A 20,793-nucleotide genomic window follows, 5' to 3' on the forward strand; every position below is an offset into this window, starting at 1 on the left:
CCGCCCGCCCCCGTTCCTGCAGACGCCGTGCGGCGTCGACGGTCGTCGCGTGACCGCCGGCGTGCGCCGCGCGGCCTGCCCCGCCCGCGCCGGTGCCGCAGCCGCCCTCCGTGCCGCAGCCGCCCCCGGTGCCGCAGCCGCCCTCGTTGAGCAGCGGCAGTCTCCGGCGCGGCCTTCGGGAGGCGTCCGTGAGCGCGGCCGGGCCGTCGAGGCTGAGGCCGATGCTCACGTCGTTGGCCAGCAGGAACTCCAGCATGGCGTCGTCGAGGCGGGTGGCGTTGGTCTGCGTGGCGTTGGTGTACGCGACGCGGGTGGCGGTGCGCCGCTGCTCGGCAAAGACGCGCTCGAAGAATCTCCGGCCGCGCAGCAGCGGCTCTCCGCCGTGCCACACGAAGTGGACCGACTCGAAGGAGTCCGAGTCGAGGAAGGCGCGCACCACGCGCCGGGCCGTCTCGTCCGTCATCTTCTTGTGGAAGACGGACGGCTCGATGAAGCAGTAGCGGCACTGCATGTCACAGGCGTTGGTCACCTTGGTGATCAGTGTGAGGTGAGGGCTGAGCGTCATCGCCGCACCAGCCTTTCGAGTCGTCGCTCAAGGCGCTCCAGGCACTGATCGGCTTCGGTCAGCAGCCTGCTGGGCATCGGCGGGTTCCGGTCCGGCTCGATCACGATGAGGCCGTAGGGGTTGCCGAAGTAGTCGTACTCGCGGACGGTGCACGGATAGCGCGTGAAATCGGAGGCGTACCACTGCGAGCGGTGGTGGTCGGGCTCTTCCCGGCCCTCCCGGCGCCAGCCGTCACCGAGCGGGATGCGCACCACGACGAGCGGGCACAGGCCGGCGGCGGCATCGAGCAGCAACCGGCCGTCGTCCTTGGGCAGGTGCTCGATGACGTCGCCGAAGAGGATGGCGTCGTAGGAGTACTGGGCGGCGCGCGAGGGCACCAGCCGGCGAATGTCGCCGACGAGGATCTCCGTGTAGAGGTGCCGGGCGTGCGGCTGCACCCGCTTCTCGTCGATTTCGATGCCGTCGATGCGGGTGGCCCACTGGGACGGCTGGACGCGCCCGGACCACACGTCGAGGTACTGGCGGAGCAGGCCGCCCCAGAGCCCGAAGCCGATCCCGGCGTCGAGCACGGCCGACGGGCGGCGCTCGACCATCGCCTGGAGGCAGTCCTCCATGCCTCTCCAGATGCTCAGGGGCATACGTCCTGTCTTTCCTCGGTGCCGTCGGTACGTTGCCGGGGCACGCACAGCGCCCGGCGCACTCCGGCCGCGAACGCGTCGTCATACGCGCCGAGGCGTGCGTGGTCGCAGGTGTGCCAGAACCACCGCAGCGCGTCCGAGGGCTCCCGGGCGGCGATCTCCGCCAGCGGGGCGCGCCAGGCGGCGGGCAGCGCGAGGGGGCCGGAGCGACCGGCGGCGCCGGTGGCCGAGGGGCGCCGCCGGTGAGGTGGGAGAGCAGGCCGATCGTGGCGGAGCGGCCGAACCGGCGCCGGGCCGCGGCCGACACCTCTTGGGGTCGGGGCGGTCGGGGGGTGCTCAGCACGTCGTAGACCGCCCGCAGCAAGAGCTCCTCGTTCACGTGGGGGGTGCCGGTGCGCGGGTCGGTCGCGACGTCGACCAGTGTTCCGCCCGGTTGGGCGAGGACCTCGGCGAATCCGTCGTAGCGCGGCGCGACGGCGGGGGTTCCGCAGGCCAGCGCCTCCGCCGGCGCCCGGCCGAAGGTCTCGAAGTGGCTGGTGGAGGCGGTGACGAAGACGTCGGCGACGTTGTAGAGGTCGGCCAGCTGCTCGCGCGTGGGGTCGGCCACCAGGTGCACGCCCGAGTCGCTGCCCAGTCGCCCAAGGGCGGCCGCGAGGTAGCCCCGGTCGAGCAGGTGGGTGGCGATCACCACGTGGAGGTCGGAGAAGAGCACGCGGGCTCGCAGTCCCACCCGGAGCAGCCGGTAGAGGTCCTTGTCGGGCTGGGACCGCCCCGCGAACAGGAGCAGTCTGCCCGGGGGGATCCGCAGCTCCTCACGGGTCCTCACGGCCCCGGGGCGCAGCCCGAACAGCCCGTCGTCGATGCCGTAGGGCTCCCCGACCGACGCCGGGACGCCTTGGGCCGCGTAGAGCCCGGCCGATGGCGTCGATCCCAGGAAGACCCGGTCCCCCGGTGCGGCGAAGCGCCGGTAGAGGGCGAGGGCGGCGATGTCGTACCAGCGGCGGGGGTTGAGGTACGGCAGCACGGTCAGGGTTCCCGCGAACCCGTGGTCCCGCAGGAGCGCGGCCCACAGGAATCCGCCCGGCCCCTCGGCGACCACGGCCGGCAGCGCCGTGAAGCCGGTGAGGGCACGGGCGAGGTGCTCCAACGGCGGAATCGCTGGAGGTCCGCTGCTGAGTGAGGGTGCGCCGGTGGCCAGCCGGACGGTCACCGGAAGGTGTTCGCCCAGCCAGCGTGCCTCCACGCTGCACGTGGTGTCCGTGTAGGGGAAGTACCCCACGGTGGGCACCGGTGGCATCCGCCTACTGGCCGGCACGGGGTGGTTTCCCTGACTCCTCGACGGCGGCCCGCACCACCACGTCGTAGGCCGGCGGCTGGAAGGCGGGCACCGTCCTCACCACCACCTCGTAGTCGGCCTGCAGCTCGGGCTGGGACCTCACGATCACCTCGTAGTCGGCCGGCAGCCCCGGTCGCGGCCCCGGCCCGGCCTTGAGCTCGTCGATCGTCCTGCGCAGGGCACGCACCTCCTTCAGCAGTTCCGCCAGCTCCTGCTCATGTTCCTGGTCACGTTCCTGGTCAGAGTCGGCCATTCCCACCTCGCGCACGCGTGCCTTTCCTCAGGGGGTACCACGCGTGAGCGCCGGTACCGCATCGCTTACTGCACGTGGCCTAGGGCCGGATACCGGAGAGGAGTGCGCGCAGGCGGTCGAGGGCCCAGGCGTCCGCCTCGTCGCCCGGGTCCCTTGTCAGGCAGGCGTACAGGTCGATGTGCCTGTCGTCCCAGCCGTTCCGGTCCCGGTCGTAGGGGTGGAGGACGGAGACGAGGAAGTGCGCCAGGTCCGAGCGCCGGGGGTCGTCCATCTGGGGGTGACGAAGAACGTGCGCATCGGCGGCGCGTGGTCACCGATCACGCCCGCGGCCTCGAAGTCGACCGCGCGCACGCCACCGTCCGGGGTGGCGAGCAGGTTCGCGAGCTTGGCGTCGCCCAGGTAGACGCCGGCCGCGTGGAACCGCTTGAGCAGCGTCCACGCCCGCTCCAGGTGGCCGGCGCGGAGCCGCCCGGTGGCCTTGTGCCGCAGGAGGCTGGTCCCGTCGATGTACTCCAGGACGAGAACGACCTTGCGGGGGACGTCCAGCGCGTCCACCAGCGCGGGGGCCAGGTGGCCCAGGCCGCGTTCGGCGAGCATCCGGTAGCAGGCGAGCTCCCGGCGCAGGAGGTCGCAGCCGTCGGTTCCGTCCGCCTGGAGCTGCCCGCGGTGGTACCCCGCCTTCAGCACGACCTCGCGGAGGGTTTCGCCGGTCGTGTCCATGGCGTGGAAGACGCCGCATTTGCCTTGCTGGGCCAGCGCGCGGAAGACGGGGTAGCGGCGCAGGAAGTGCCGCACCCGCGCGTCCTCCGGTTCGGGGTCGGTGAACTCGGCGAGCGCGTCCGGCACGCCGTCCGGCACCGCGTGGGCGAGGCTGGTCCGGTTGTCCTCGACCTCGCGGCGGTCCAGCACGAGCGTGCCGCCGAGGTAGGAACCGAAGCGGTAGTACAGCGGCAGCCGGCCGCCGAAGGGCCGGGCGCACGGCACCGCGGGGCACTGGTCGCGGTACGGCCCGAGCGCCTCCTTCAACGTCTTCAGCAGGAGCGCGTCGGGACGCGGGAGGTAGGCGACCAGGCACTTGCCGATCTGGGAGTAGCCGAACACCCCGGCGTTCAGCTGCTGCAAGGTGGCGACGTCCTTGACGTACTTGAAATGCAGACCCGCCCCGAAGAGCAGCGGAGCCAGTCGGCAGGTGAGCTCCCGGGCGTTGAGCAGCGTCATCGGGACGTAGAGCTTCCACCCCTGGACGGCGCCTGGGCAGGGGGCGCCGCACGCGTACCAGTAGGTGGACTCGGTGAAAGGGACGCGGGCGTCGAGCTCGCGGGGGTGGGGCAGCGCCGGGGCGGTCACTGGTGCGCCTGACGCCACGGCAGTGCCGGCGCTCAGCACTCCACCAGGACCGTGGTCAAGGTGACCGTGGTGATCGTGTACGCCTCTTCTTCCGCACCGGCGCGGGCGGGGAGCAGGGCGGCCAGGTCGCGTTCGCCGGTGGCGAAGGTGAGCAGGCGGCCGACCCGTTCCTCGTCGGTCTTCATCGCCTCGAGCTCGCGGATGACGGACTTGTACTTGTCGGGGTCCTCGCGCATGGTGCGGATGACGTCGAGAATCGCCTGCTCGGTCTCGTTCTGCTCGTAGGCCATGGTTCCTCCTGGTCGTGGGGGGTGCGAACTCACGTCCTCATCGGGGGGCGCGCACTCACGTCATCACTGCCGCCCGGTCGACGAGGACGGGCTCGGACGCGGCCGCCGCGTCGGCGGGCGGCGGCTGGCGGCGGGGCGCCATGCGGTTCGCGTGGACGGCGAGAGCGAGGATCTTTCCGTCGATGCGGATCACGAGGTCGTCCGCCAGCCATCGCGCGACCAGTGCCGCCATACCGCTCTCTCCGCCCAGCGCGTCGAAGCAGGCCCGGTGGTCGCGCTGGAACCTCTCGGCGAGCAGCTTCTCCGCCACTCCGACGTCGAGGTAGCGGTACAGGGTGGTCTCAGCCTGGTTCAGCGGGTGGCGGGTGGGCGCCTTCTCGACGTCGCGGTGGTCGAGGATGACGCCCTGCCCGCCGGACAGCTCGGTGAGCGCCAGAGTCGCCCCCGATCGGTTGGCCCGTCGCCAGCCCTGGACCGCCGCCTCCACCGCCGCGGTGCCCACCGGCTCGCCCAGGGCGGGGTCCAGTGTGAAGTCGTGCAGGTAGACGAGTTGGTCGAGGTCTTCCTTGGCGATGGGGAAGGCGTATCGGTACATCCGATGCGCCCCCTGCCATTGGATGCCGTGGGCTTCCGGGTGCTCGAAGTAGGGGCTGAACCGGTGCAACTGGAACCGGCCCCCACCGGAGGGCGGTTGCAGGTGTGCCAGTTTCGGGATCAGCTCCGCCATCCGCGTGTAGGACGCCTGGCTCTCCCCCGGCAGGCCGTACAGCAGGTTCCAGCCGCAGTAGATCCCCAGCTCGTGGCACCACTTGAGCAGCAGGATGTTCTGGTGCGGCTTGACGCCTTTGCGCATGAGCGCCAGGAGGTCGGCGTCCAGGCTCTCGATGCCCGGCTGCACCCAGCGGATCCCGGCGGCCGCGAGCGTCTCCAGCTCACTGCGCCGCATGTTCGCCTTGACCTCGTAGAAGAACATCCAGTCGTGGCCGCGTTCGGCGATCCGCGGGAGGAGGGTCCGCAGGTACTCCCGCGGCAGGATGAGGTCCATGGAGTAGAAGCGCGCCACGCCGTACCGCTCCTGGAGCCGTTCCAACTGGGCCAGGACGGCGTCCGCGTCCCAGGCGCGGAACTCCATGATGTCGTGGAGGCCGCAGAAGGTGCACTGCACCTTCTGCCCGTACCAGCAGCCGCGGCTGCTCTCGAACGGCAGCCACGGGTTCATCTTGTCCGCCAGACCGAGGCGGAGGAGCCGGTGGAAGTAGGCGTCGTAATCGAGGTCGAGCTTGCGGCTGCCGCCCATGACGAGCTCCGCGGCGGGTTCGGTCACCACCTCGCCGCCGGATGTCCGGTGGCTCACCCCGGCAAGGCCGCGCAGCGGGCGCCGGTCGCGGAACCGCCGCACGAGGTCGGCCAGCACGAGCTCGCCCTCGATGTGGACGACGGCGTCCACGTAGGGGCAGATCCGCAGGATGGTGCTGCCCATGGGGCCCGCGCACTGCGAGCCGCCGAAGACGACCCGCAGCGCGGGGAAGGCGCGCTTGAGCCGTCGCGCGACGGCCATCGACGCGCCGAGCTGGGAGATGGTCAGCGAGAAGCCGACGACGTCGTACCGGGACCAGTCGGTCTGCCGGACGAGGTCGTCCAGGTACTCCTCGGTGACGGGTTCGAGTGCCGCCAGGACGGAGTCGGCCAGCTCCGGCCAGGGGAAGTCGTCACCGAACGGGCGCTGCTCCAGCATGGCCGCGAGGTCGTCGCCCTGCTCGGGCCCGTAGTAGTGCCGGGAGAAGACCCATTCCGGAAGGTAGCCGAGCAGATTGCCCAGGAGGTTGTACAGGTTGAGCCCGATACGCGCCCCGTAGTCCACGTACAGCTCGTGGACGTCGGATTCGATGCCTTCCTGCCGGAGCGCCGACGCGAGGGTCGCGAGCTGGATCGAGGGCAGGGTGGGCGACATCCACGGCAGGGAGACCAGCGCCACCCGGGTGCCGCCGGTGTCCGCCCCGTCGGCGCGTGCGGGGCCGGAATGCGGGAGAAGTCGATGCGCTGGCCCGGGAGGCTGCCGGATCGCGCGAGCCGGCGGTCGACCTGCTGGAGGAAGTGCCTGGCCAGTCGGCGGTGTTCCCGTTCGAGCCGCGAGTCGTCGAGAGAGGCCATGTGCGCCTTGAGCGCGGCGCCGAGCCGCGCTGCCTCCGACGTGTCGTCGGCGCTTCCCGGCACGTCGTCGGCTGTTCCTGACGCGTGGTCCGCCGACGCGGGCGGAGGGGCCTGCGGAAGGGTCTTCTCCGCGCGGCGGGCGCGCTCGGCCCGGGCCAGGTCGAAGAGAACGTGCAGCAGCTGGAGCCGTACCGGGTCGTGCAGGGCCTTGCGGTCGGCGGCAGGGCCCTCTCGAACGTCCATGGGCTCATCTTCGCCGGCTGCCCGCGCACCGCGGCCCAGGTGGGGAGGGACGCGCCGACGGCCACCCCAATGGGCCGAGTCCGTCCGTCTCCTTGGTGGGCGCCGGCAATCCGCGGAACGCCCCAAGCGGTACGCCTGCGGTACTGGCCGGGGGGCCACGCCGTACTCCCGTTCCTCGGGGCGCTCGCGCAGCCACCCAGGTGGCCCGTGCCCGGTTCAGCCGGTAGGCGCCGCAGAGCAGGAGCGTCTCGGTCTCGCCGGGGAGGGCCGGGTCGGGGTCGGGCGGCTCGGGCCAGGACCCGTCGGGCTCCGGCGCGACGTCCTCCAAGGGGATGTCGGGGTGGTCGGCGAGACCGTGGCCGCCTCTGTTAACGGGATGTTAGCTCTGGGCCCGCGACCTGTACGCGGCCGCGGCCGCGGCGGAAGCTGCGATCCGCGGCCGCGCTCCCCACTCGGAGCCCCGCCGCGACCCGCACACTGAAGGAGGCCCCGTGACCGAGTCCGCATCCACGCCCAGCCCCCCGCCCCGCGCCCGTACGCCTTGGCGGGCCGTGATCGGCGGCTCGGTCGGCAATCTCGTCGAGTGGTTCGACTGGTTCGTCTACGCCAGCTTCGCCACCTACTTCGCCGGGGCGTTCTTCCCCAGCGGCGACGACACCGCGCAGTTGATGAAGACCGCCGGCATCTTCGCCGTCGGCTTCTTCATGCGCCCGATCGGCGGCTGGCTGCTGGGCCGGTACGCCGACCGGCGCGGCCGCAAGGCCGCCCTGACCCTCACCGTGACGCTGATGTCGGTGAGCGCCCTGCTCATCGCCGTCGCCCCGACCTACGGCCAGGCCGGCTATCTGGGCGCCGGTGTACTGCTGGTCGCCCGCCTGCTCCAGGGGCTCTCGGTGGGCGGGGAGTACGCCGCCAGCGCCACGTACCTCACCGAGGCGTCGCAGCCCGCCCGCCGCGGTTTCGTCTCCAGCTTCCAGTACGTCTCCATGACGCTGGGTCAGCTGTGCGGGCTGGGCCTGCTGATCCTGCTCCAGCACACCATGTCGGATGACGCGCTGCACTCCTACGGCTGGCGGATCCCGTTCCTGGTGGGCACGGTCGGCGCGGTCGTGGTGCTCTGGCTGCGGCGGAACCTGCTGGAGACGGAGGCGTACGAGGCCGCCGAGGGCGCGGGGGACGAGGGCGGCGCGGTGGACCAGGAGCGCGGGTCGCTGCGCCGGTTGCTGCGCCACCGCAGGGAGTTCGCCCTGGTGATGGCGCTGACCATGGGCGGGACGGTGGCGTACTACACGTACACGACCTACCTCACCAAGTACCTGTCGAACACGGCCGGGCTGAGCAAGTCCGACGCGTCCCTGGTCAGTTTCTGCGCGCTGTTCCTGTTCATGCTGCTCCAGCCCGCGGCCGGGGCGCTGTCGGACCGGATCGGCCGGCGACCGCTGCTGATCGGCTTCGGCATCGGCTCGATGCTCTGCACGGTGCCGATCATGACGGCGTTGTCGCACACCAGCAGCTTCGGCGGGGCGCTGCTGCTGTCGCTGGCGGCCCTGGTGATCGTCACCGGCTACACGTCGATCAACGCGGTGGTGAAGGCAGAGCTGTTCCCCACCCAGGTCCGCGCGCTCGGCGTGGCGCTGCCGTATGCGCTGGCGAACGCCCTGTTCGGCGGCACCGCGGAGTATGTGGCGCTGTGGTTCAAGAACGCGGACGCGGAGTCCGGCTTCTACTGGTATGTCTCCGGGTGTGCCGCCGTCTCGCTCGTCGTCTATCTCACGATGCGCGAGACCCGCGGCACCGCGCTCACCGCGGAGGCGGCGGCCGAGGGCGGCGCGGCTCCGGCCGGGCGGAGGGGGTGAGAACAGGCCGCTGTCCGAGCCCTCGCGGCGCCGCCTACCCTTACGCGCATGCACGTTCTCCTGGTCGAAGACGACGACCGGCTGGCGGCCGCGCTGACCGCCTCCCTCGCCCGGCACGGACACCAGGTCGTCCGCGCCGGGCGCGCCGATGACGCGCTGCGGCTCAAGGACGGCGCCGACTTCGTCCTGCTCGACCTGGGGCTGCCGGACATGGACGGCCTGGAGGCGCTGCGCCGGCTGCGGCGGGTGTCGGCCGTCCCGGTCATCGTGGTCACCGCGCGGACCGAGGAGCGCGACGTGCTGCGGGGGTTGCGCGGCGGCGCCGACGACTATCTGGTCAAGCCGTTCCGTACGGCCGAGCTGATCGCCCGGATGGAGGCGGTGGTACGGCGCGGCACCCGGCCGCTCGCGGCGCCCGGCCCGGCCGTGGTGGCGGGCCCTGGCGGGGTCCGGATCGATCTGGCGGCCCGCCGCGTCGAGGCGGACGGCAGGCCGGTGGAGCTGACCCGGCGCGAGTTCGACGTCCTGGCGCTGCTCGCGCGCGAGCCGGGGGTGGTCCGCAGCCGCGAGGAGATCCTGGACGCGGTGTGGGGCGACGTCCTGCTCTCCGCCTCGCGCTCACTGGATGTGCACATCGCGGGCATCCGGGCGAAGACCGGCTGTCCGGGGCTGATCGAGACGCTGCGCGGCACCGGGTACCGGCTGGGGACGGGCGGATGCGCCGCCGGATCCTGACCGTCTACACCGTTCTGGTCGCCTGTCTGGTCACCGCGCTCGCCGTGCCGTGCGCCCTGGCCTACTCCTCGCACCGGACCGGTCAACTGCTGCTGGAGCGGCGGGCCGACGCCACCCGGTTCGCCGAACTCGCGGACCAGGCGATCCGGGACGGGGACACCTCCGGTCTCGCCCTGGAGGTACGGCGCTACACCCTGCTGTACGGCACGCCGGTGGAGATCCGCGACCGGAACGGGGCCTCGGTCACCGGCGGCGGGGCATGGCAGGCGAAGGCCGCCGACCGGGCCCTGTCCGGCCGAACCACCGGCAGCCTGCCGCTGGTCACACCCTTCGGCCCGGGCTCGGTGGTGGTCGCGGAGCCGGTCGGCCGGGACGCGCAGGTCTCGGGGGTGGTGGTGCTGCGGGCGGGCACTGCTGCGGCGCGGCGGGACGTGGCCTGGGTGTGGGCGGCCATCGGCGCCGGTTCGGTGGTGGCGGTGCTGTGCGCGCTGTTCGCCGCCCGGCGACTGGCCCGGTGGATCCTGCGCCCGGTCACGGAGCTGGACGCCACGACGCGGGCGATCGCCGAGGGGCGGATGGACGCGCGCGTGGGCACGGCCGGCCGCGGGGCCGGCCGCGGGCCGGCGGAACTGCGGCTGCTGGAGCGGCGGTTCAACGCCATGGCGGACGCGGTGTCGGCGGCGCTGGACCGGCAGCGCGCGTTCGCCGCGGACGCCTCGCACGAGCTGCGTACCCCGCTGACCGTGCTGTCGCTGCGGCTGGAGAACCTGGAGCCGCACCTTGCCGCGTCGGGCGGCGCGGAGTACGCGGAGGCGCTGGCGGAGGTGGACCGGCTGGCCCGGCTGCTGGAGGACCTGCTGGCCCTGGCCCGGGTGGAGGCCGACGCCGCGGCGCCGGAGCCGGTCCCGGCCGGTGAGCTGCGGCAGCGGCTGGCGGCGTGGCGGGAGGTGTACGGCGCCCGCGGCCTGACGCTGGTCCTCGACGTGGCGACCACCGGCCCGCTGCCGGGGGCCGCCGCCCGGATCGCCGACATCGCGCTGGACAACGCGGCGAAGTTCGTCCCCGAAGGCGGCACGGTGATGGTGTCGCTGCGCACGGGAACGCTGCGGATCGCCGACGACGGGCCGGGGCTGGACGAGGAGCAGCGCGCCGCGGCACTGGGCCGGTTCTGGCGCTCGCCGAGCCATGGCAACGTCCCCGGCAGCGGACTCGGCCTGGCCATCGCCGCCGAGCTGGCGAAAGCCTGCGGCGGCGCGCTCGCCCTCCTCCCGGCGGAGCCGCACGGCCTGGTGGTGGAACTCCGCTTGCCGGACCCGCAATCCGCCCCGGCACGAGCGGCGTACGGGCACCCGCACCGGTAGCCATGTACCTCCGGCACGTCGGCGGCGCACGGCTCCGTCAGCCGTGGACGGAGCGGTAGTAGGCGGCGGAGCCCGGGTGGAGCGGCACCGTGCCGGTTCCGATCGCGTAGCGCTCGTCCAGTCGGCTGCCCGGCGCGTCCGGCACCGGCAGCCGGTCCCGGCGTTCGAACAGCACCTCGGTGACCGCACGCGCGATGTCGTCGCCCAGGCCCGCCCGGCAGACCAGGTAGCTGGGGGTGCCCACGGTCGCGGTCGGCCCGCCGTGTCCGTACGCGCCCGCGGGGATGGCGACGCTCTCGTAGACGGGGCCGTGGGCGCGGCGCAGCCGCGGGGCCAGGTCGCCCAACGGGATCAGTCGTACCGGCAGCTCACGGGCGAGTGCGGTGATGGCCTGGGTGGGGGCTCCGCCGGACCAGAAGAACGCGGCGACGGCGCCGCCGCGCAGCGCCGCCACGGACTCGCCGAGGCCCCGGCGCGCATCGCGCACCGAGCGCACCCCGGCGGCGTCGAGGACCCGTCCGGCCGTCACGGACGTGCCGGACCCGGCGGCGCCGAGGGATACGGTGCGCCCGGCGAGCTGCGCGGGCTCGTAGATCGCCGAGTCGGCGGGCACCACGAGGTGCAGGTAGTTGAGGTAGAGCCGGGCGAGGGCGGCCACCGGTACCCGCCGTCGGAAGGCGCCGCGGCCCGCCGCCGCGTCCGCCGCGCTGTCCGCGAGGGCCGGCGCCACGTCCGCCCGTCCGTCGTCGAGCATCCGCAGGTTCTCCACGCTGGCCGCCGTGGTGAGCACCCGCACGGTCAGCTCACCGTGCGCGCGGTGCACCTCGTCGGCGAGGCGGCTGCCGAACACGGCGTACGGCCCGCCTTCGGGCCCGGTGGCCAGTCGGATCGTGCCGCGCGGACCGGAGGCGTCGCAGCCGCCCGCGAGACCGCCGGCCGCCGCGAGGGCGAGAGCCAGCAGGGGGCGGCGCGGGACGGCGGGCACGGGCACATGCTAGGGCTTGTCCGATGAGTCGGTCATCGTGGGGGCTGCCGAGCAGCCCTGGGCTCTGTCCGGAGGATGGACCTCGGGTTCGCGGGTGGCGGTTGCGCGACCGGCGGTACGAGGGGCCGAAGCAGTGCGCGTGGCCGCGATGGCAGGATGGCGGCATGGTGACGAATCAGTCGTGGACGGGGCTTCACGGCGACCTGCTGGCGGCGAAGGCGTTGGTGTACGACCCGAGCGGTTTCGCCTGCTCACCGCCGGTGCCCGAACCGGAGAGCGCCGAGTACGCGGCGTGCGCGTTCACGCTCGACGGCCGCTCGGTTCGGTTCCGCGTGGCCAAGACCACCCCGACGAAGGTGGGTCAGTTCGTCACCGTGTGGCAGCGGTCCGAGGAGGGGCCGATCCGGCCCTTCGACGCCGACGACGGGGTGGACCTCTTCGTCATCAGCAGCCGCGACGGCGACGGCTTCGGACAGTTCGTGTTCCCGCGCGAGGTGTTGTGCGAGCGCGCCATCGTCTCCCGCGGCGGCTCCGGCGGGAAGCGTGGATTCCGCGTCTATCCGCCGTGGGTGACCACGACCAACCGGCAGGCCCGCAGCGCCCAGGCATGGCAGGTGAACTACTTCTTCCACCTCGGCCAGGACGGGCCTGCCGACCTGAGGCGCGCCCACGCCCTCTATCACCCCTGAGGACTGTCCGGCGGGTCACGAGCGGAGCCGGACCGCGACCACGGTCACGGTGCCGTGAAAGACGTAGGCCCGCTTGTCGTTCTCAGCCGTCCCGTCCCCGACGTCCATCGGGGGCGGCCGCGGTCAGCGCCTCAGCTGCGCCCAGACCGCACGGCCGCCCCCCGCGACAGGCCGGTCCCCCCACGCGTCGGCGAGGGCGCGCACGAGCATCAGCCCGCGCCCGCACTCGTCGTCCGCGCCGGCCTGCCGCGCCGAGGGTCCGACCGGTCCCCCGCCCTGGTCGGCAACCTCGACGTACAACACCTCCGCGTCGGCCCGCAGCACGCACAGGATCTGCTCGCTGGCCGTGTGCACCAAGGCATTGGTGACCAGTTCGGAGATCACCAGTTCGACAGCGTCGCAGGCGTCGCCACCGAAGCCCCACGCCGGCAGATGCCCGCGGACCCGGCGCCGGGCCGCGGCCACGGAGGCTCCCCGCGCGGGCAGTTGGAATCTTTCGTGGCACAGGCCGGTCTCGACACCACCGGAGGGCAGGAGGCTGATCGTCGTGCTGCGCTGAGGTAGTGCCACGGCCATGTGCCTTCCATCTACCTGTGGGGGCCTGGGTGCTGCAAATCCTCGGTTACGCGGCCGAGTTGGCCGTGTCGCTACGTCACTATCGTTGTTGCGACCATCATTTGGCAAGAGGCGATCTGCGAATTGCAGAATAGCGAAGGCAGTCTGTTCGATTCATGACGGCCATGGCACACTGATCGCGTCGACAAGCAGGCGTCCAGGAGGAACGACGTGGGTGAAGCGCGGTCTGCCCCGACCGTCGGCCAGATGGTCCTCGGCATGCGGCTGCGGACGCTCCGCGAGAAGGCCGGGGTCTCCTTCGACCAGGCCGCCAAGGCGCTGCACGTCAACCAGACCACGGTACGCCGCATGGAGAAGGCCGAAGTCGGCCTGAAGATCCCGTACGTCGAGAAGCTGCTGCTGACGTACGGCGTTCCGCGCGAGGAGGTCGACGCGTTCCTCGCGCTCGCCCAGGAGGCCAACAGGCCTGGCTGGTGGCACCGGTTCCGCGATGTGCTGCCCGAGTGGTTCAGCCTCTATGTGAGCCTGGAGGAGGCGGCGTACCGCATCCGGGCGTACGAGCCGCACTGCGTGCCCGGACTGCTGCAGACCGAGGACTACGCGCGCGCCCTGTTCAAGGTCGGCTTCCCCTTCGCGAGCGACCAGGAGTTGGACCGCCGGGTCGCGCTGCGGCTGGAGCGGCAGGCGCTGCTCACCCGCCCCGAGGCGCCCCATCTGTGGGCGGTGATCGACGAGACCGCGCTGCGCAGACCCGTCGGCGGACCGGCCGTCATGCGGGCGCAGATCGACCGGCTCATCGAGGCTCTCGCGCTGCCGAACGTCACCCTCCAGGTGCTGCCGTTCGCCGCCGGCCCCCATCCGGGCATGTTCGGTCCCTTCCAACTCTTCAGGTTCGAGATTCCGGAGCTGCCGGACATCGTCTACGGCGAGAACCTGACCGGTGCGGGCTACATCGACCAGCGCGCCGACGTGGCCATCCATCTGGAGGCCTTGGACCGGATGTGCACCCAAGCCACTCCGGTGCACCGAACCGAGGCCTTCCTCGGCGCGATTCGCAAGGAGTACTGACTGTGGATCACATATACAACGGCATGCCCTCCAAACATCTCGGTACGGAGGGCTGGCAGAAGCCATGGAGCGGGCCGAACGGCGGCAGCTGCGTGGAGGTCATGAAGCTCAGCGACGGGCGGGTGGCGCTCCGCCAGTCGACCGACCCCGACGGCCCCGCCCTGATCTACGCGTACCACGAGATCGAAACGTTCATCCAGGGAGCCAAGGCCGGCGCGGCGGACTTCCTGCTCACCTGACGGCACGGCTCGTTCGACAGCACCACCGACCCAGCATCCCGGGCTCGACCACTCCGGGTGCCCCCCCAAGCGGCGAAGACACACGAACGGAGGGCCGCATGACCGACAACGGACTCACACTCGGCCAGATCGACACCAGCAGGCCGCACACGGCCCGGATGTACGACTACTACCTCGGTGGCAAGGACCACTACGAGTCGGACCAGGAGTGTGCCGACGGTGTGATAGCGCTCTTCCCCGCCATCAAGATCGTCGCCCGCACCAACCGGTCGTTCATGCACCGTGCCACCCGCTGGCTGGCCCGGGAGGCGGGGATCCGCCAGTTCCTCGACATCGGCACCGGCATCCCCACCGAGCCCAACCTGCACCAGGTCGCCCAGAGCGTCGCCCCGGACTCCCGGATCGTCTACACCGACCACGATCCGATCGTCCTCACCCACGCCCAGGCGCTGCTGCACAGCACCCCCGAGGGCCGTACCGCCTACGTCCAGGCGGATGTGCGGGAACCCGAGCGCATTCTGTCGGCACCCGAGCTGCACGAGACGCTGGACCTGAGCCAGCCGGTCGCCCTCTCCCTCAACGCTCTGCTGCACTTCGTCTCGGACGAGTTCAGGCCGTACGAACTCGTCCGGCAACTGGTCGACGCCCTGCCCTCGGGGAGCTATCTCGTGGTGTCCCACTGCACGCCCGACTTCGAACCGGAGACCTGGACGAAGCTCGTCGAGATCTACCGCAACGGCGGCATACCGGCCCAGGTGCGCTCCCGCTCCGAGGTCGAGGCCTTCTTCGCGGGACTGGAGCTGGTCGAGCCGGGTGTGGTGTCGGCACACCGGTGGAAGCCCGACGAGGAGGCGGCCGCCGCCACCGTCACGGACGGCGAGGTGTCCATGTGGGCGGGCGTGGCCCGAAAGCCGTGAGTACGCCGTGAGTACGCGGTGAGTACGCGGTAGCCCCGGTCGGCCCGCGGGTCGGCGGGGGTACGCCGTCTGGTCGCGCGCCGGTCGCGGCCGGTCGGGCGCGCTGTGAGCCTGAGGTGGTGACCGGCACCGCACCCGTTCTCGCCCCCCGCGCCCGGCTCTCCGTACCCCGGCGCCCGTCCGCCGTCCCGTGGCTCGCCGTGGTCGCCGCCGGGTACGCCGTGCTCCAGTTGGCGCTCGTCGTACCGCAGATGGACCTCGGGCTGCTGTGGGACGAGAGCGTCTACGCCTCGCAGGTCGACCCGCGGCGGCCCGCGCTGTTCTTCAGCGCGCCCCGCTCGCGCGGCATCAGCCTGCTCGTCGCGCCCGTGGTGTCCGTGACGGAGTCGGTGGACGTGCTGCGGGTGCTGCTCGCGCTGCTCGCGGCCGGTGCGCTGTACGCCGCGTTCCGGGTGTGGGAACGGATCGTCGGGCGGGCCGCCGCCGCGCTCGCCGCGCTGCTCTTCGCCGGGCTGTGGATCACCCAGATCAGCGGTTCGCAGGTGATGCCGAACCTGTGGGTGGCGCTCGGCTCGGTCGCCGCCGTCGGCTGGTTCCTGCGGGTGCCCGGCGAGCCGCGCGCCCGCTGGTGGCTGGCCGCCGTGCTCGCCGCCGTCACCCTGGTCCGTACCCCGGACGGCGGCTGGCTGGCGCTGCCGCTGCTGGTCGCCGCGGTGGCGGTGCGCGCCTGGCGGCCCGCGCTGCCCGCGCTCGTCGCAGGCCCCGCGCTCGGCGCGCTCCAGTGGGTGATCGAGGCGTACGTCCGCTTCGGCGGCATCGGGGAGCGGCTGCGGATCTCCAGCGCCACCGAGGGCGACATGGGCCTGCATTGGAACATCGGCGCGGTGCTGCGCAGCCTCAACGGGCCGCTGCTGTGCCGCCCGTGCGCATCCGCCCTGGGCCCGCACCCGCTGCTCACCCTGTGGTGGCTGGCGCTGCCGCCGCTGGCGGCCGCCGCGCTCGCCGTCGCCTGGCGCGACCGGCGCCGGGCGCCCGCGGTCCTGCCCGTGGTCTGCGCAGCCGCCCTGTCCTTCTCGTACCTGTTCCTCATCGGCTACTCGGCGCCGCGCTTCCTGCTGCCCGCCTACGCCCTGCTGGCGCTGCCCGTCGCCGGACTCGCGCTGCGCGTCGCGCGCGGCGTACGGGAACCGGTCGTCCGGCGCCGCGTGGCGGCCGCGCTGGGGGGCGTGCTCGCGCTGCATCTGGCGAGCCAGCTGGTGGTGCTGGCGCACACCACGGAGTCCACCGCCGCCAGCGCCGCCCGTTACCAGCGCGCCGCCGCCGATCTGCGCGAGCTGGGGCTGCGGCCGCCGTGTCTGGTCACCGGATATCGCGCGCTGCCCGTCTCCTACGCGGCGGGCTGTGCCTCGGCGCAGCTGCGCGGCAACAACCGCTCCACCACCGAACCCGAGCTGCTCCGCCGCGCCGCGCGGGTGCCGACCGCCGTGCTCCTCGAGCCGGGCCGGTCCACCGCGCCGCGCTACGCCCGGGGTTGGACGCCGTACACGCTCACCCGCACCGGCTGGACGGTGTACGTGACCCCGCTCGGCTGACCCTGGTGCCGGCCCGGTGCGGCCCCGTCCGCCGCCGGGGTTCAGCCGGCCAGGGTGTTCCAGAACATCAGCTCGTAGGCCTGCACCAGGCGCCCGTAGCGGCGGGCGGCGCCGGTCACCCGGCCCGCGTCAAGGCCCGCCTGGACGGCCGCCAGGGTCCGCTCCCGGGCGTCCGGAGCGGGCTCGGCGAAGAGGTCGAAGAAGCCGCACGCCCGGTCGTCGAAGCCGTAGTGGCGGCGCAGTGCCCGCGAGACGGTGGCGCAGTAGCCGCCCCAGGCCGCGAAGTTGACGGCGAGTGCGATCACCGTGTCGGCGGGCTCCGCCAGCAGCGCCAGCCGGGCGACGTACGACGGGTAGGCCTGGCAGCCCGCTCGCGGCTCGTAGGTCTCGATCGCCGACTCGTCCAGGCCGCAGGCGGCGGTCAGGGCCGCGAGCCGGTCCAGCGCGACGGTCTCGTTCTCCGCCAGGGCGGCGAAGAACGCGGCGACGGCCGGTTGCGGTGCCGCGCGCTGGGCCAGGTGGCGGAAGCTGCGGCGGTCGCTGTCGATGATGTGGCGCTGCTCCAGGGCGAGCGCGGCCAGGACGTCCTTGGGGCGGTGCCCGCGGCGATCAGCGGGACCAGGCGGTTGGCGCCGCCCGCCGGGGCCAGGGCCCGGACCGCGTCGTGCAGGACCTCGGCCGCGTCACGCGTCATGGCGGGCACCTTTCCGTGGGGCCGTGGGGGGTCGCCGTCGGCTCCACGGTCTCATGGGGCACTCGCGGGCGGTCACCCGCCGGTGGCCACCTGTTCGCGGCCGTCCGGCCGGGTCACCCGCCGGTGGTCACCAGTCGGTGGGCGCGTAGTCCTTGAGGAAGACACCGAAGACGTCCTCGCCGCCCTCGCCGCGCACGATCGGGTCGTACACGCGGGCCGCGCCGTCGACCAGATCCAGCGGCGCGTGGAAACCGGCTTCCGCCAGGCGGATCTTGTCCGGGTGCGGGCGCTCGTCGGTGATCCAGCCGGTGTCGACGCTGGTCATCAGGATGCCGTCGGACTCGAACATCTCCCGGGCGCTGGTGCGGGTGAGCATGTTCAGCGCGGCCTTGGCCATGTTGGTGTGCGGGTGGCCCGCGCCCTTGTAGCCGCGGCTGAACTTGCCCTCCATCGCGGAGACGTTCACCACGTACGTGCGGCGGGCCGGGGAGGCCGCCATGGCCGGGCGGAGCCGGCTGACCAGGATGAACGGGGCGGTCTCATTGCACAGCTGGACTTCGAGCATCTCGACCGGGTCGACCTCGTGCACCCGCTGGATCCAGGTGTTGGTGGAGTCCAGGTCGGGGACGAGCCCGCCCGCGTCGATGGCGGTGCCGGCCGCGATCCGCTCCAGGGAGGCGGAGCCCGTGGTCAGGGCGAGGGCGGCGACGTCGTCGGGGGTCAGCGCGTTGTCCCGCGGGGTCGCGGGGCCGGGCAGGGCGGCCTGGGCGCCGCTGCCGAACGCGCCGAAGACGACGGACTCGGGCAGCTCCCCGGCGGGCAGCGCGGCGGACTCCCCCGCGACCAGCTCGGTGTACGCCTGCGCGGAGCGGCGGACCGTCTGCGCGGCGTTGTTGATCAGGATGTCGAGCGGGCCCGCGGCGGCCACGGAGTCGGCGAGGGCGACCACCTGGGCGGGGTCGCGCAGGTCGATCCCGACGATCTTGAGCCGGTGGAGCCAGTCGGCGCTGTCCGGCATCGCGGCGAAGCGCCGGATGGCGTCCTTGGGGAAGCGCGTGGTGATGGTGGTGTGCGCGCCGTCGCGCAGCAGCCGCAGCGCGATGTACATGCCGATCTTGGCCCGGCCGCCGGTGAGCAGCGCGCGGCGCCCGGTGAGGTCGGTGCGCGCGTCGCGGCGGGCGCGGTTCTCCCTGGCGCACGGCTGGCACAGCTGGTGGTAGAAGGCGTCGACCTCGACGTAGCGGGTCTTGCACGTGTAGCAGGAGCGGGGCCGCTGCAGGATCCCGGCGATCTCGGTGGTCACGGAGCTGGTCAGCGCCCGCCCCACGGTCTCGTCGTCGATCCGGTCGGCGGCGCCGGTGGCGGTGGCCTCGGTGACGTTCTTGTCGTGGGCGGTCTTGGCGGCGCGCCGCTCCTGGCGTCGGCGCTGCTTGACCGTACGGTAGATGCCGGCGGTGGCGCGGCGCACCATGATCGCGTCGGGGTGGTCCAGCGGCAGCTCGTCCAGCTCGGCGAGGACGCCGAGGCAGACCGCGAGCCGCTCCGGGTCGATGCCCGGCCCGTAGGCGGCCGCTCCTTCGACAGCCGCCGTGTCGGCCCGGCCGTCCTCAGTCACCGTCATCGCCGCCGCCGCTTTCTGGTTCGTCTGTTCTACTGAAGCTTCGCCGGAACTGTACGTAAGCGGAGGCGGCGACGCCAAACCGGTGACGGGGACGCGGTCACCCCCGCTCCGGCCTGCGGTACGCGTAGGCGCGCGCGGCGGCCGTCCGGGCGGCGGAGCCGGGGTCGGTGAGGGCGCGCACCAGCGCGTGGTCCGGGGAGAGCGCACAGGCCGGATCGGTGCGGGCGGGGTCGCCGGTGAGCGCGTACGCCTGGCAGCGGCAGCCGCCGTGGTCCTCGTCCCGCCGGGCGCAGCTGAGGCAGGGCTCGGGCAGCCACGCGGTGCCCCGGTAGCGGTGGAACGCGGCCGAGTGGTCCCAGATCCACTCCAGCGGGTGGTCCCGGACGCTGGGCGGGTCGAGACCGGGCAGGCTGGCCGCCGCCGGGCAGGGCAGGACGGTCCCGTCGGGGGCGACGGTGAGGGAGACCGCGCCCCAGCCGCCCATGCAGGGCTTGGCGACGCCGTCGAAGTAGTCGGGGACCACCCACACCAGGTCGGGGCCGCCGCGGAGCCGGTCGCGCCAGCCGTCGACCACTTCCCGGGCCCGCGCGACCTGGTCGCGGGTGGGCAGCAGCGCGTCGCGGTTGCGCAGCGCCCAGCCGTAGAACTGGGTGTTGGCCAGTTCGATACGGTCCGCGCCCCAGTCGAGGCCGAGCCGGATCAGGGCGTCTACGGCGTCGAGGTTGCCGCGGTGCAGCACGACGTTGAGGCCGAGCGGCAGCCCGGCCTCGCGGACCAGTGCCGCGGCCCGCTCCTTGTCCGGGAACGAGGCGGCGCGCCCGGCGATGCGGTCCGCGGCGCCGGGGTCGGTGTGTTGGACGGACAGTTGGACGGCTCGCAGCCCGGCGGCGGTCAGCTCGGCCAGCCGGGGCCGGGTCAGGCCGGTGCCGCTGGTGACGAGCTGGGTGTAGATCCCGGCGGCCTCGGCGGCGGCGACGATGGCGGCCAGGTCGGGGCGGAGCAGCGGCTCGCCGCCGGACAGGTGGGTGTGGACGACGCCGAGCCGCCCGGCCTGGGCGAGCACGTCGGCCCACTGCGCGCCGGTCAGCTCCCGCGAGCGGCGGGTCAGCTCCAGGGGGTTGGAGCAGTACGGGCAGTGCAGCGGGCAGGCGTGGGTGAGCTCGGCCAGCAGCGCCCAGGGGCGGGGCGGGGTGCCTTCCGGAGGGACGGCTTCCTGAGGGGCGGATCGTGGAGCCTCCGGCGCGGCGGCTTCCTGCCCAGTGGTTTCCTCCTCAGCGGCTTCCCGCCGGGCGGCCTGCTGTCGGGCGGCCTCCTGTGGGGCGCCGCCGCTCACCGCAGCCAGCCCTCCTCCAGTACGCGGTGCAGGAAGGCGGGGACCTCGGTCTCCACGGGCGCGCCGGGGAAGCTCTCCGCGAGCTCCTCGACGATCTCCCAGACCTCGCGGGTGCCGTCGCACAGCCGCAGCACCGCCGCGGCCGAGCCGCCCAGCACGACCACCCGCTCGGGCAGGACCAGCAGGTCGTCGTCGCGTACGTGGTCGTAGCGGAGCAGGATCGACGGCGACAGGTTGGGCCGCCACTGGGTCGCGAGGGTCACGACCCCGCTCTGTTCCTCCGCTCGCGCCGGATTTCGGTGGC

20 protein-coding genes and 2 pseudogenes are annotated in these 20,793 nt (G+C 73.1%); 8 read left to right on the forward strand and 14 right to left on the reverse strand.

All coding sequences use genetic code 11. The features are described 5' to 3' along the window. Positions 1–250: 250 nt before the first annotated feature. The 7 genes and pseudogenes from Q3Y56_RS33305 to Q3Y56_RS01935 all read right to left on the reverse strand — a co-directional run. A pseudogene (locus Q3Y56_RS33305) lies at positions 251–565 on the reverse strand (radical SAM protein); the annotation flags it as partial. After that, the gene (locus Q3Y56_RS01915) at positions 562–1,203 is read right to left on the reverse strand and encodes a class I SAM-dependent methyltransferase (RefSeq protein WP_304460236.1); all 642 of its coding nucleotides are present in this window, start codon (positions 1,201–1,203) and stop codon (positions 562–564) included. The gene Q3Y56_RS01915 and the pseudogene Q3Y56_RS33305, both read right to left, overlap by 4 nt. 340 nt (positions 1,204–1,543) lie before the next feature. Beyond that, positions 1,544–2,500: pseudogene (locus tag Q3Y56_RS33310) on the reverse strand (glycosyltransferase); the annotation flags it as partial. Between the two features lie 4 nt (positions 2,501–2,504). Beyond that, a complete protein-coding gene (locus Q3Y56_RS01920; RefSeq protein WP_304460237.1) occupies positions 2,505–2,792 on the reverse strand; it encodes a hypothetical protein in 288 nt (95 codons plus the stop codon). 156 nt (positions 2,793–2,948) lie between these two features. Then, entirely contained in the window at positions 2,949–4,139 is a 1,191-nt protein-coding gene (locus Q3Y56_RS01925) for a hypothetical protein (RefSeq protein WP_304460238.1), read from the reverse strand. A gap of 32 nt (positions 4,140–4,171) precedes the next feature. Then, a complete protein-coding gene (locus tag Q3Y56_RS01930) occupies positions 4,172–4,429 on the reverse strand; it encodes a hypothetical protein (protein WP_304460239.1) in 258 nt (85 codons plus the stop codon). Positions 4,430–4,484: 55 nt separating this feature from the next. Beyond that, positions 4,485–6,404 carry a RiPP maturation radical SAM C-methyltransferase gene (locus Q3Y56_RS01935; protein ID WP_304460240.1) on the reverse strand — a complete coding sequence of 640 codons (1,920 nt, stop codon included), beginning with the start codon at positions 6,402–6,404 and terminating at the stop codon, positions 4,485–4,487. A gap of 970 nt (positions 6,405–7,374) precedes the next feature. Here Q3Y56_RS01935 and Q3Y56_RS01940 point away from each other — a divergent pair. From Q3Y56_RS01940 to Q3Y56_RS01950, 3 genes are read left to right on the forward strand one after another with little or no spacing between them, the layout of a single operon-like run. Further along, positions 7,375–8,679 carry an MFS transporter gene (locus tag Q3Y56_RS01940; RefSeq protein WP_304465442.1) on the forward strand — a complete coding sequence of 435 codons (1,305 nt, stop codon included), beginning with the start codon at positions 7,375–7,377 and terminating at the stop codon, positions 8,677–8,679. 48 nt (positions 8,680–8,727) lie between these two features. Beyond that, positions 8,728–9,414 (forward strand): response regulator transcription factor, encoded by a 687-nt coding sequence (locus Q3Y56_RS01945; protein WP_304460241.1) that lies wholly within the window; start codon positions 8,728–8,730, stop codon positions 9,412–9,414. Further along, positions 9,396–10,775, forward strand: coding sequence for a HAMP domain-containing sensor histidine kinase (locus Q3Y56_RS01950; RefSeq protein WP_304460242.1), 1,380 nt, complete (start codon positions 9,396–9,398; stop codon positions 10,773–10,775). The genes Q3Y56_RS01945 and Q3Y56_RS01950 overlap by 19 nt, the downstream gene beginning before the upstream one ends. 37 nt (positions 10,776–10,812) lie before the next feature. On the opposite strand, the gene Q3Y56_RS01955 is transcribed toward Q3Y56_RS01950, so the two are convergent. Further along, complete coding sequence (locus Q3Y56_RS01955; RefSeq protein ID WP_304460243.1) at positions 10,813–11,760, reverse strand: TAXI family TRAP transporter solute-binding subunit; 948 nt, start codon at positions 11,758–11,760, stop codon at positions 10,813–10,815. 164 nt (positions 11,761–11,924) lie between these two features. On the opposite strand from Q3Y56_RS01955, the gene Q3Y56_RS01960 reads away from it, so the two are divergent. Further along, positions 11,925–12,449 (forward strand): MepB family protein, encoded by a 525-nt coding sequence (locus tag Q3Y56_RS01960; RefSeq protein ID WP_304460244.1) that lies wholly within the window; start codon positions 11,925–11,927, stop codon positions 12,447–12,449. Between the two features lie 123 nt (positions 12,450–12,572). Here the strand turns inward: Q3Y56_RS01960 and Q3Y56_RS01965 are convergent, their stop codons facing one another. Further along, positions 12,573–13,025, reverse strand: coding sequence for an ATP-binding protein (locus tag Q3Y56_RS01965; protein ID WP_304460245.1), 453 nt, complete (start codon positions 13,023–13,025; stop codon positions 12,573–12,575). Positions 13,026–13,235: 210 nt separating this feature from the next. On the opposite strand from Q3Y56_RS01965, the gene Q3Y56_RS01970 reads away from it, so the two are divergent. From Q3Y56_RS01970 to Q3Y56_RS01985, 4 genes are all read left to right on the forward strand, one after another. Beyond that, on the forward strand, positions 13,236–14,093 hold the full coding sequence (locus Q3Y56_RS01970; RefSeq protein ID WP_304460246.1) for a helix-turn-helix transcriptional regulator: 858 nt from the start codon (positions 13,236–13,238) through the stop codon (positions 14,091–14,093). A 2-nt stretch (positions 14,094–14,095) separates the two neighbouring features. Then, positions 14,096–14,332, forward strand: coding sequence for a DUF397 domain-containing protein (locus tag Q3Y56_RS01975; RefSeq protein ID WP_304460247.1), 237 nt, complete (start codon positions 14,096–14,098; stop codon positions 14,330–14,332). Positions 14,333–14,430: 98 nt separating this feature from the next. Continuing rightward, positions 14,431–15,249 carry an SAM-dependent methyltransferase gene (locus Q3Y56_RS01980; RefSeq protein WP_304460248.1) on the forward strand — a complete coding sequence of 273 codons (819 nt, stop codon included), beginning with the start codon at positions 14,431–14,433 and terminating at the stop codon, positions 15,247–15,249. A 119-nt stretch (positions 15,250–15,368) separates the two neighbouring features. Continuing rightward, positions 15,369–16,841: a hypothetical protein gene (locus Q3Y56_RS01985; protein WP_304460249.1), complete on the forward strand. Its 1,473-nt coding sequence runs from the start codon at positions 15,369–15,371 to the stop codon at positions 16,839–16,841. Positions 16,842–16,882: 41 nt separating this feature from the next. On the opposite strand, the gene Q3Y56_RS01990 is transcribed toward Q3Y56_RS01985, so the two are convergent. From Q3Y56_RS01990 to pqqD, 5 genes are all read right to left on the reverse strand, one after another. Then, positions 16,883–17,359, reverse strand: coding sequence for a transcriptional regulator (locus tag Q3Y56_RS01990; protein WP_369696842.1), 477 nt, complete (start codon positions 17,357–17,359; stop codon positions 16,883–16,885). After that, positions 17,263–17,535, reverse strand: coding sequence for a hypothetical protein (locus Q3Y56_RS33315; protein WP_369696697.1), 273 nt, complete (start codon positions 17,533–17,535; stop codon positions 17,263–17,265). Before Q3Y56_RS33315 ends, Q3Y56_RS01990 begins: the two co-directional genes overlap by 97 nt. 127 nt (positions 17,536–17,662) lie before the next feature. After that, positions 17,663–19,156, reverse strand: a complete 1,494-nt coding sequence (locus Q3Y56_RS01995; RefSeq protein ID WP_304460250.1) for an SDR family NAD(P)-dependent oxidoreductase — start codon at positions 19,154–19,156, stop codon at positions 17,663–17,665. A gap of 97 nt (positions 19,157–19,253) precedes the next feature. After that, complete coding sequence (gene pqqE / locus Q3Y56_RS02000) at positions 19,254–20,327, reverse strand: pyrroloquinoline quinone biosynthesis protein PqqE (RefSeq protein ID WP_304465443.1); 1,074 nt, start codon at positions 20,325–20,327, stop codon at positions 19,254–19,256. A gap of 158 nt (positions 20,328–20,485) precedes the next feature. Next, positions 20,486–20,752 carry a pyrroloquinoline quinone biosynthesis peptide chaperone PqqD gene (pqqD, locus tag Q3Y56_RS02005; RefSeq protein WP_304460251.1) on the reverse strand — a complete coding sequence of 89 codons (267 nt, stop codon included), beginning with the start codon at positions 20,750–20,752 and terminating at the stop codon, positions 20,486–20,488. Positions 20,753–20,793 lie beyond the last annotated feature (41 nt).

The sequence above is a fragment of the Streptomyces sp. XD-27 genome, assembly GCF_030553055.1.
GTDB lineage: Bacteria > Actinomycetota > Actinomycetes > Streptomycetales > Streptomycetaceae > Streptomyces.

Coding starts and splice junctions, on each gene's coding strand:
- Q3Y56_RS01915 (WP_304460236.1), bottom strand. CDS start 1,203: ATGCCCCTGAGCATCTGGAGAGGCATGGAGGACTGCCTCCAGGCGATG.
- Q3Y56_RS01920 (WP_304460237.1), bottom strand. CDS start 2,792: ATGGCCGACTCTGACCAGGAACGTGACCAGGAACATGAGCAGGAGCTG.
- Q3Y56_RS01930 (WP_304460239.1), bottom strand. CDS start 4,429: ATGGCCTACGAGCAGAACGAGACCGAGCAGGCGATTCTCGACGTCATC.
- Q3Y56_RS01945 (WP_304460241.1), top strand. CDS start 8,728: ATGCACGTTCTCCTGGTCGAAGACGACGACCGGCTGGCGGCCGCGCTG.
- Q3Y56_RS01950 (WP_304460242.1), top strand. CDS start 9,396: ATGCGCCGCCGGATCCTGACCGTCTACACCGTTCTGGTCGCCTGTCTG.
- Q3Y56_RS01960 (WP_304460244.1), top strand. CDS start 11,925: ATGGTGACGAATCAGTCGTGGACGGGGCTTCACGGCGACCTGCTGGCG.
- Q3Y56_RS01965 (WP_304460245.1), bottom strand. CDS start 13,025: ATGGCCGTGGCACTACCTCAGCGCAGCACGACGATCAGCCTCCTGCCC.
- Q3Y56_RS01980 (WP_304460248.1), top strand. CDS start 14,431: ATGACCGACAACGGACTCACACTCGGCCAGATCGACACCAGCAGGCCG.
- Q3Y56_RS33315 (WP_369696697.1), bottom strand. CDS start 17,535: ATGACGCGTGACGCGGCCGAGGTCCTGCACGACGCGGTCCGGGCCCTG.
- Q3Y56_RS01995 (WP_304460250.1), bottom strand. CDS start 19,156: ATGACGGTGACTGAGGACGGCCGGGCCGACACGGCGGCTGTCGAAGGA.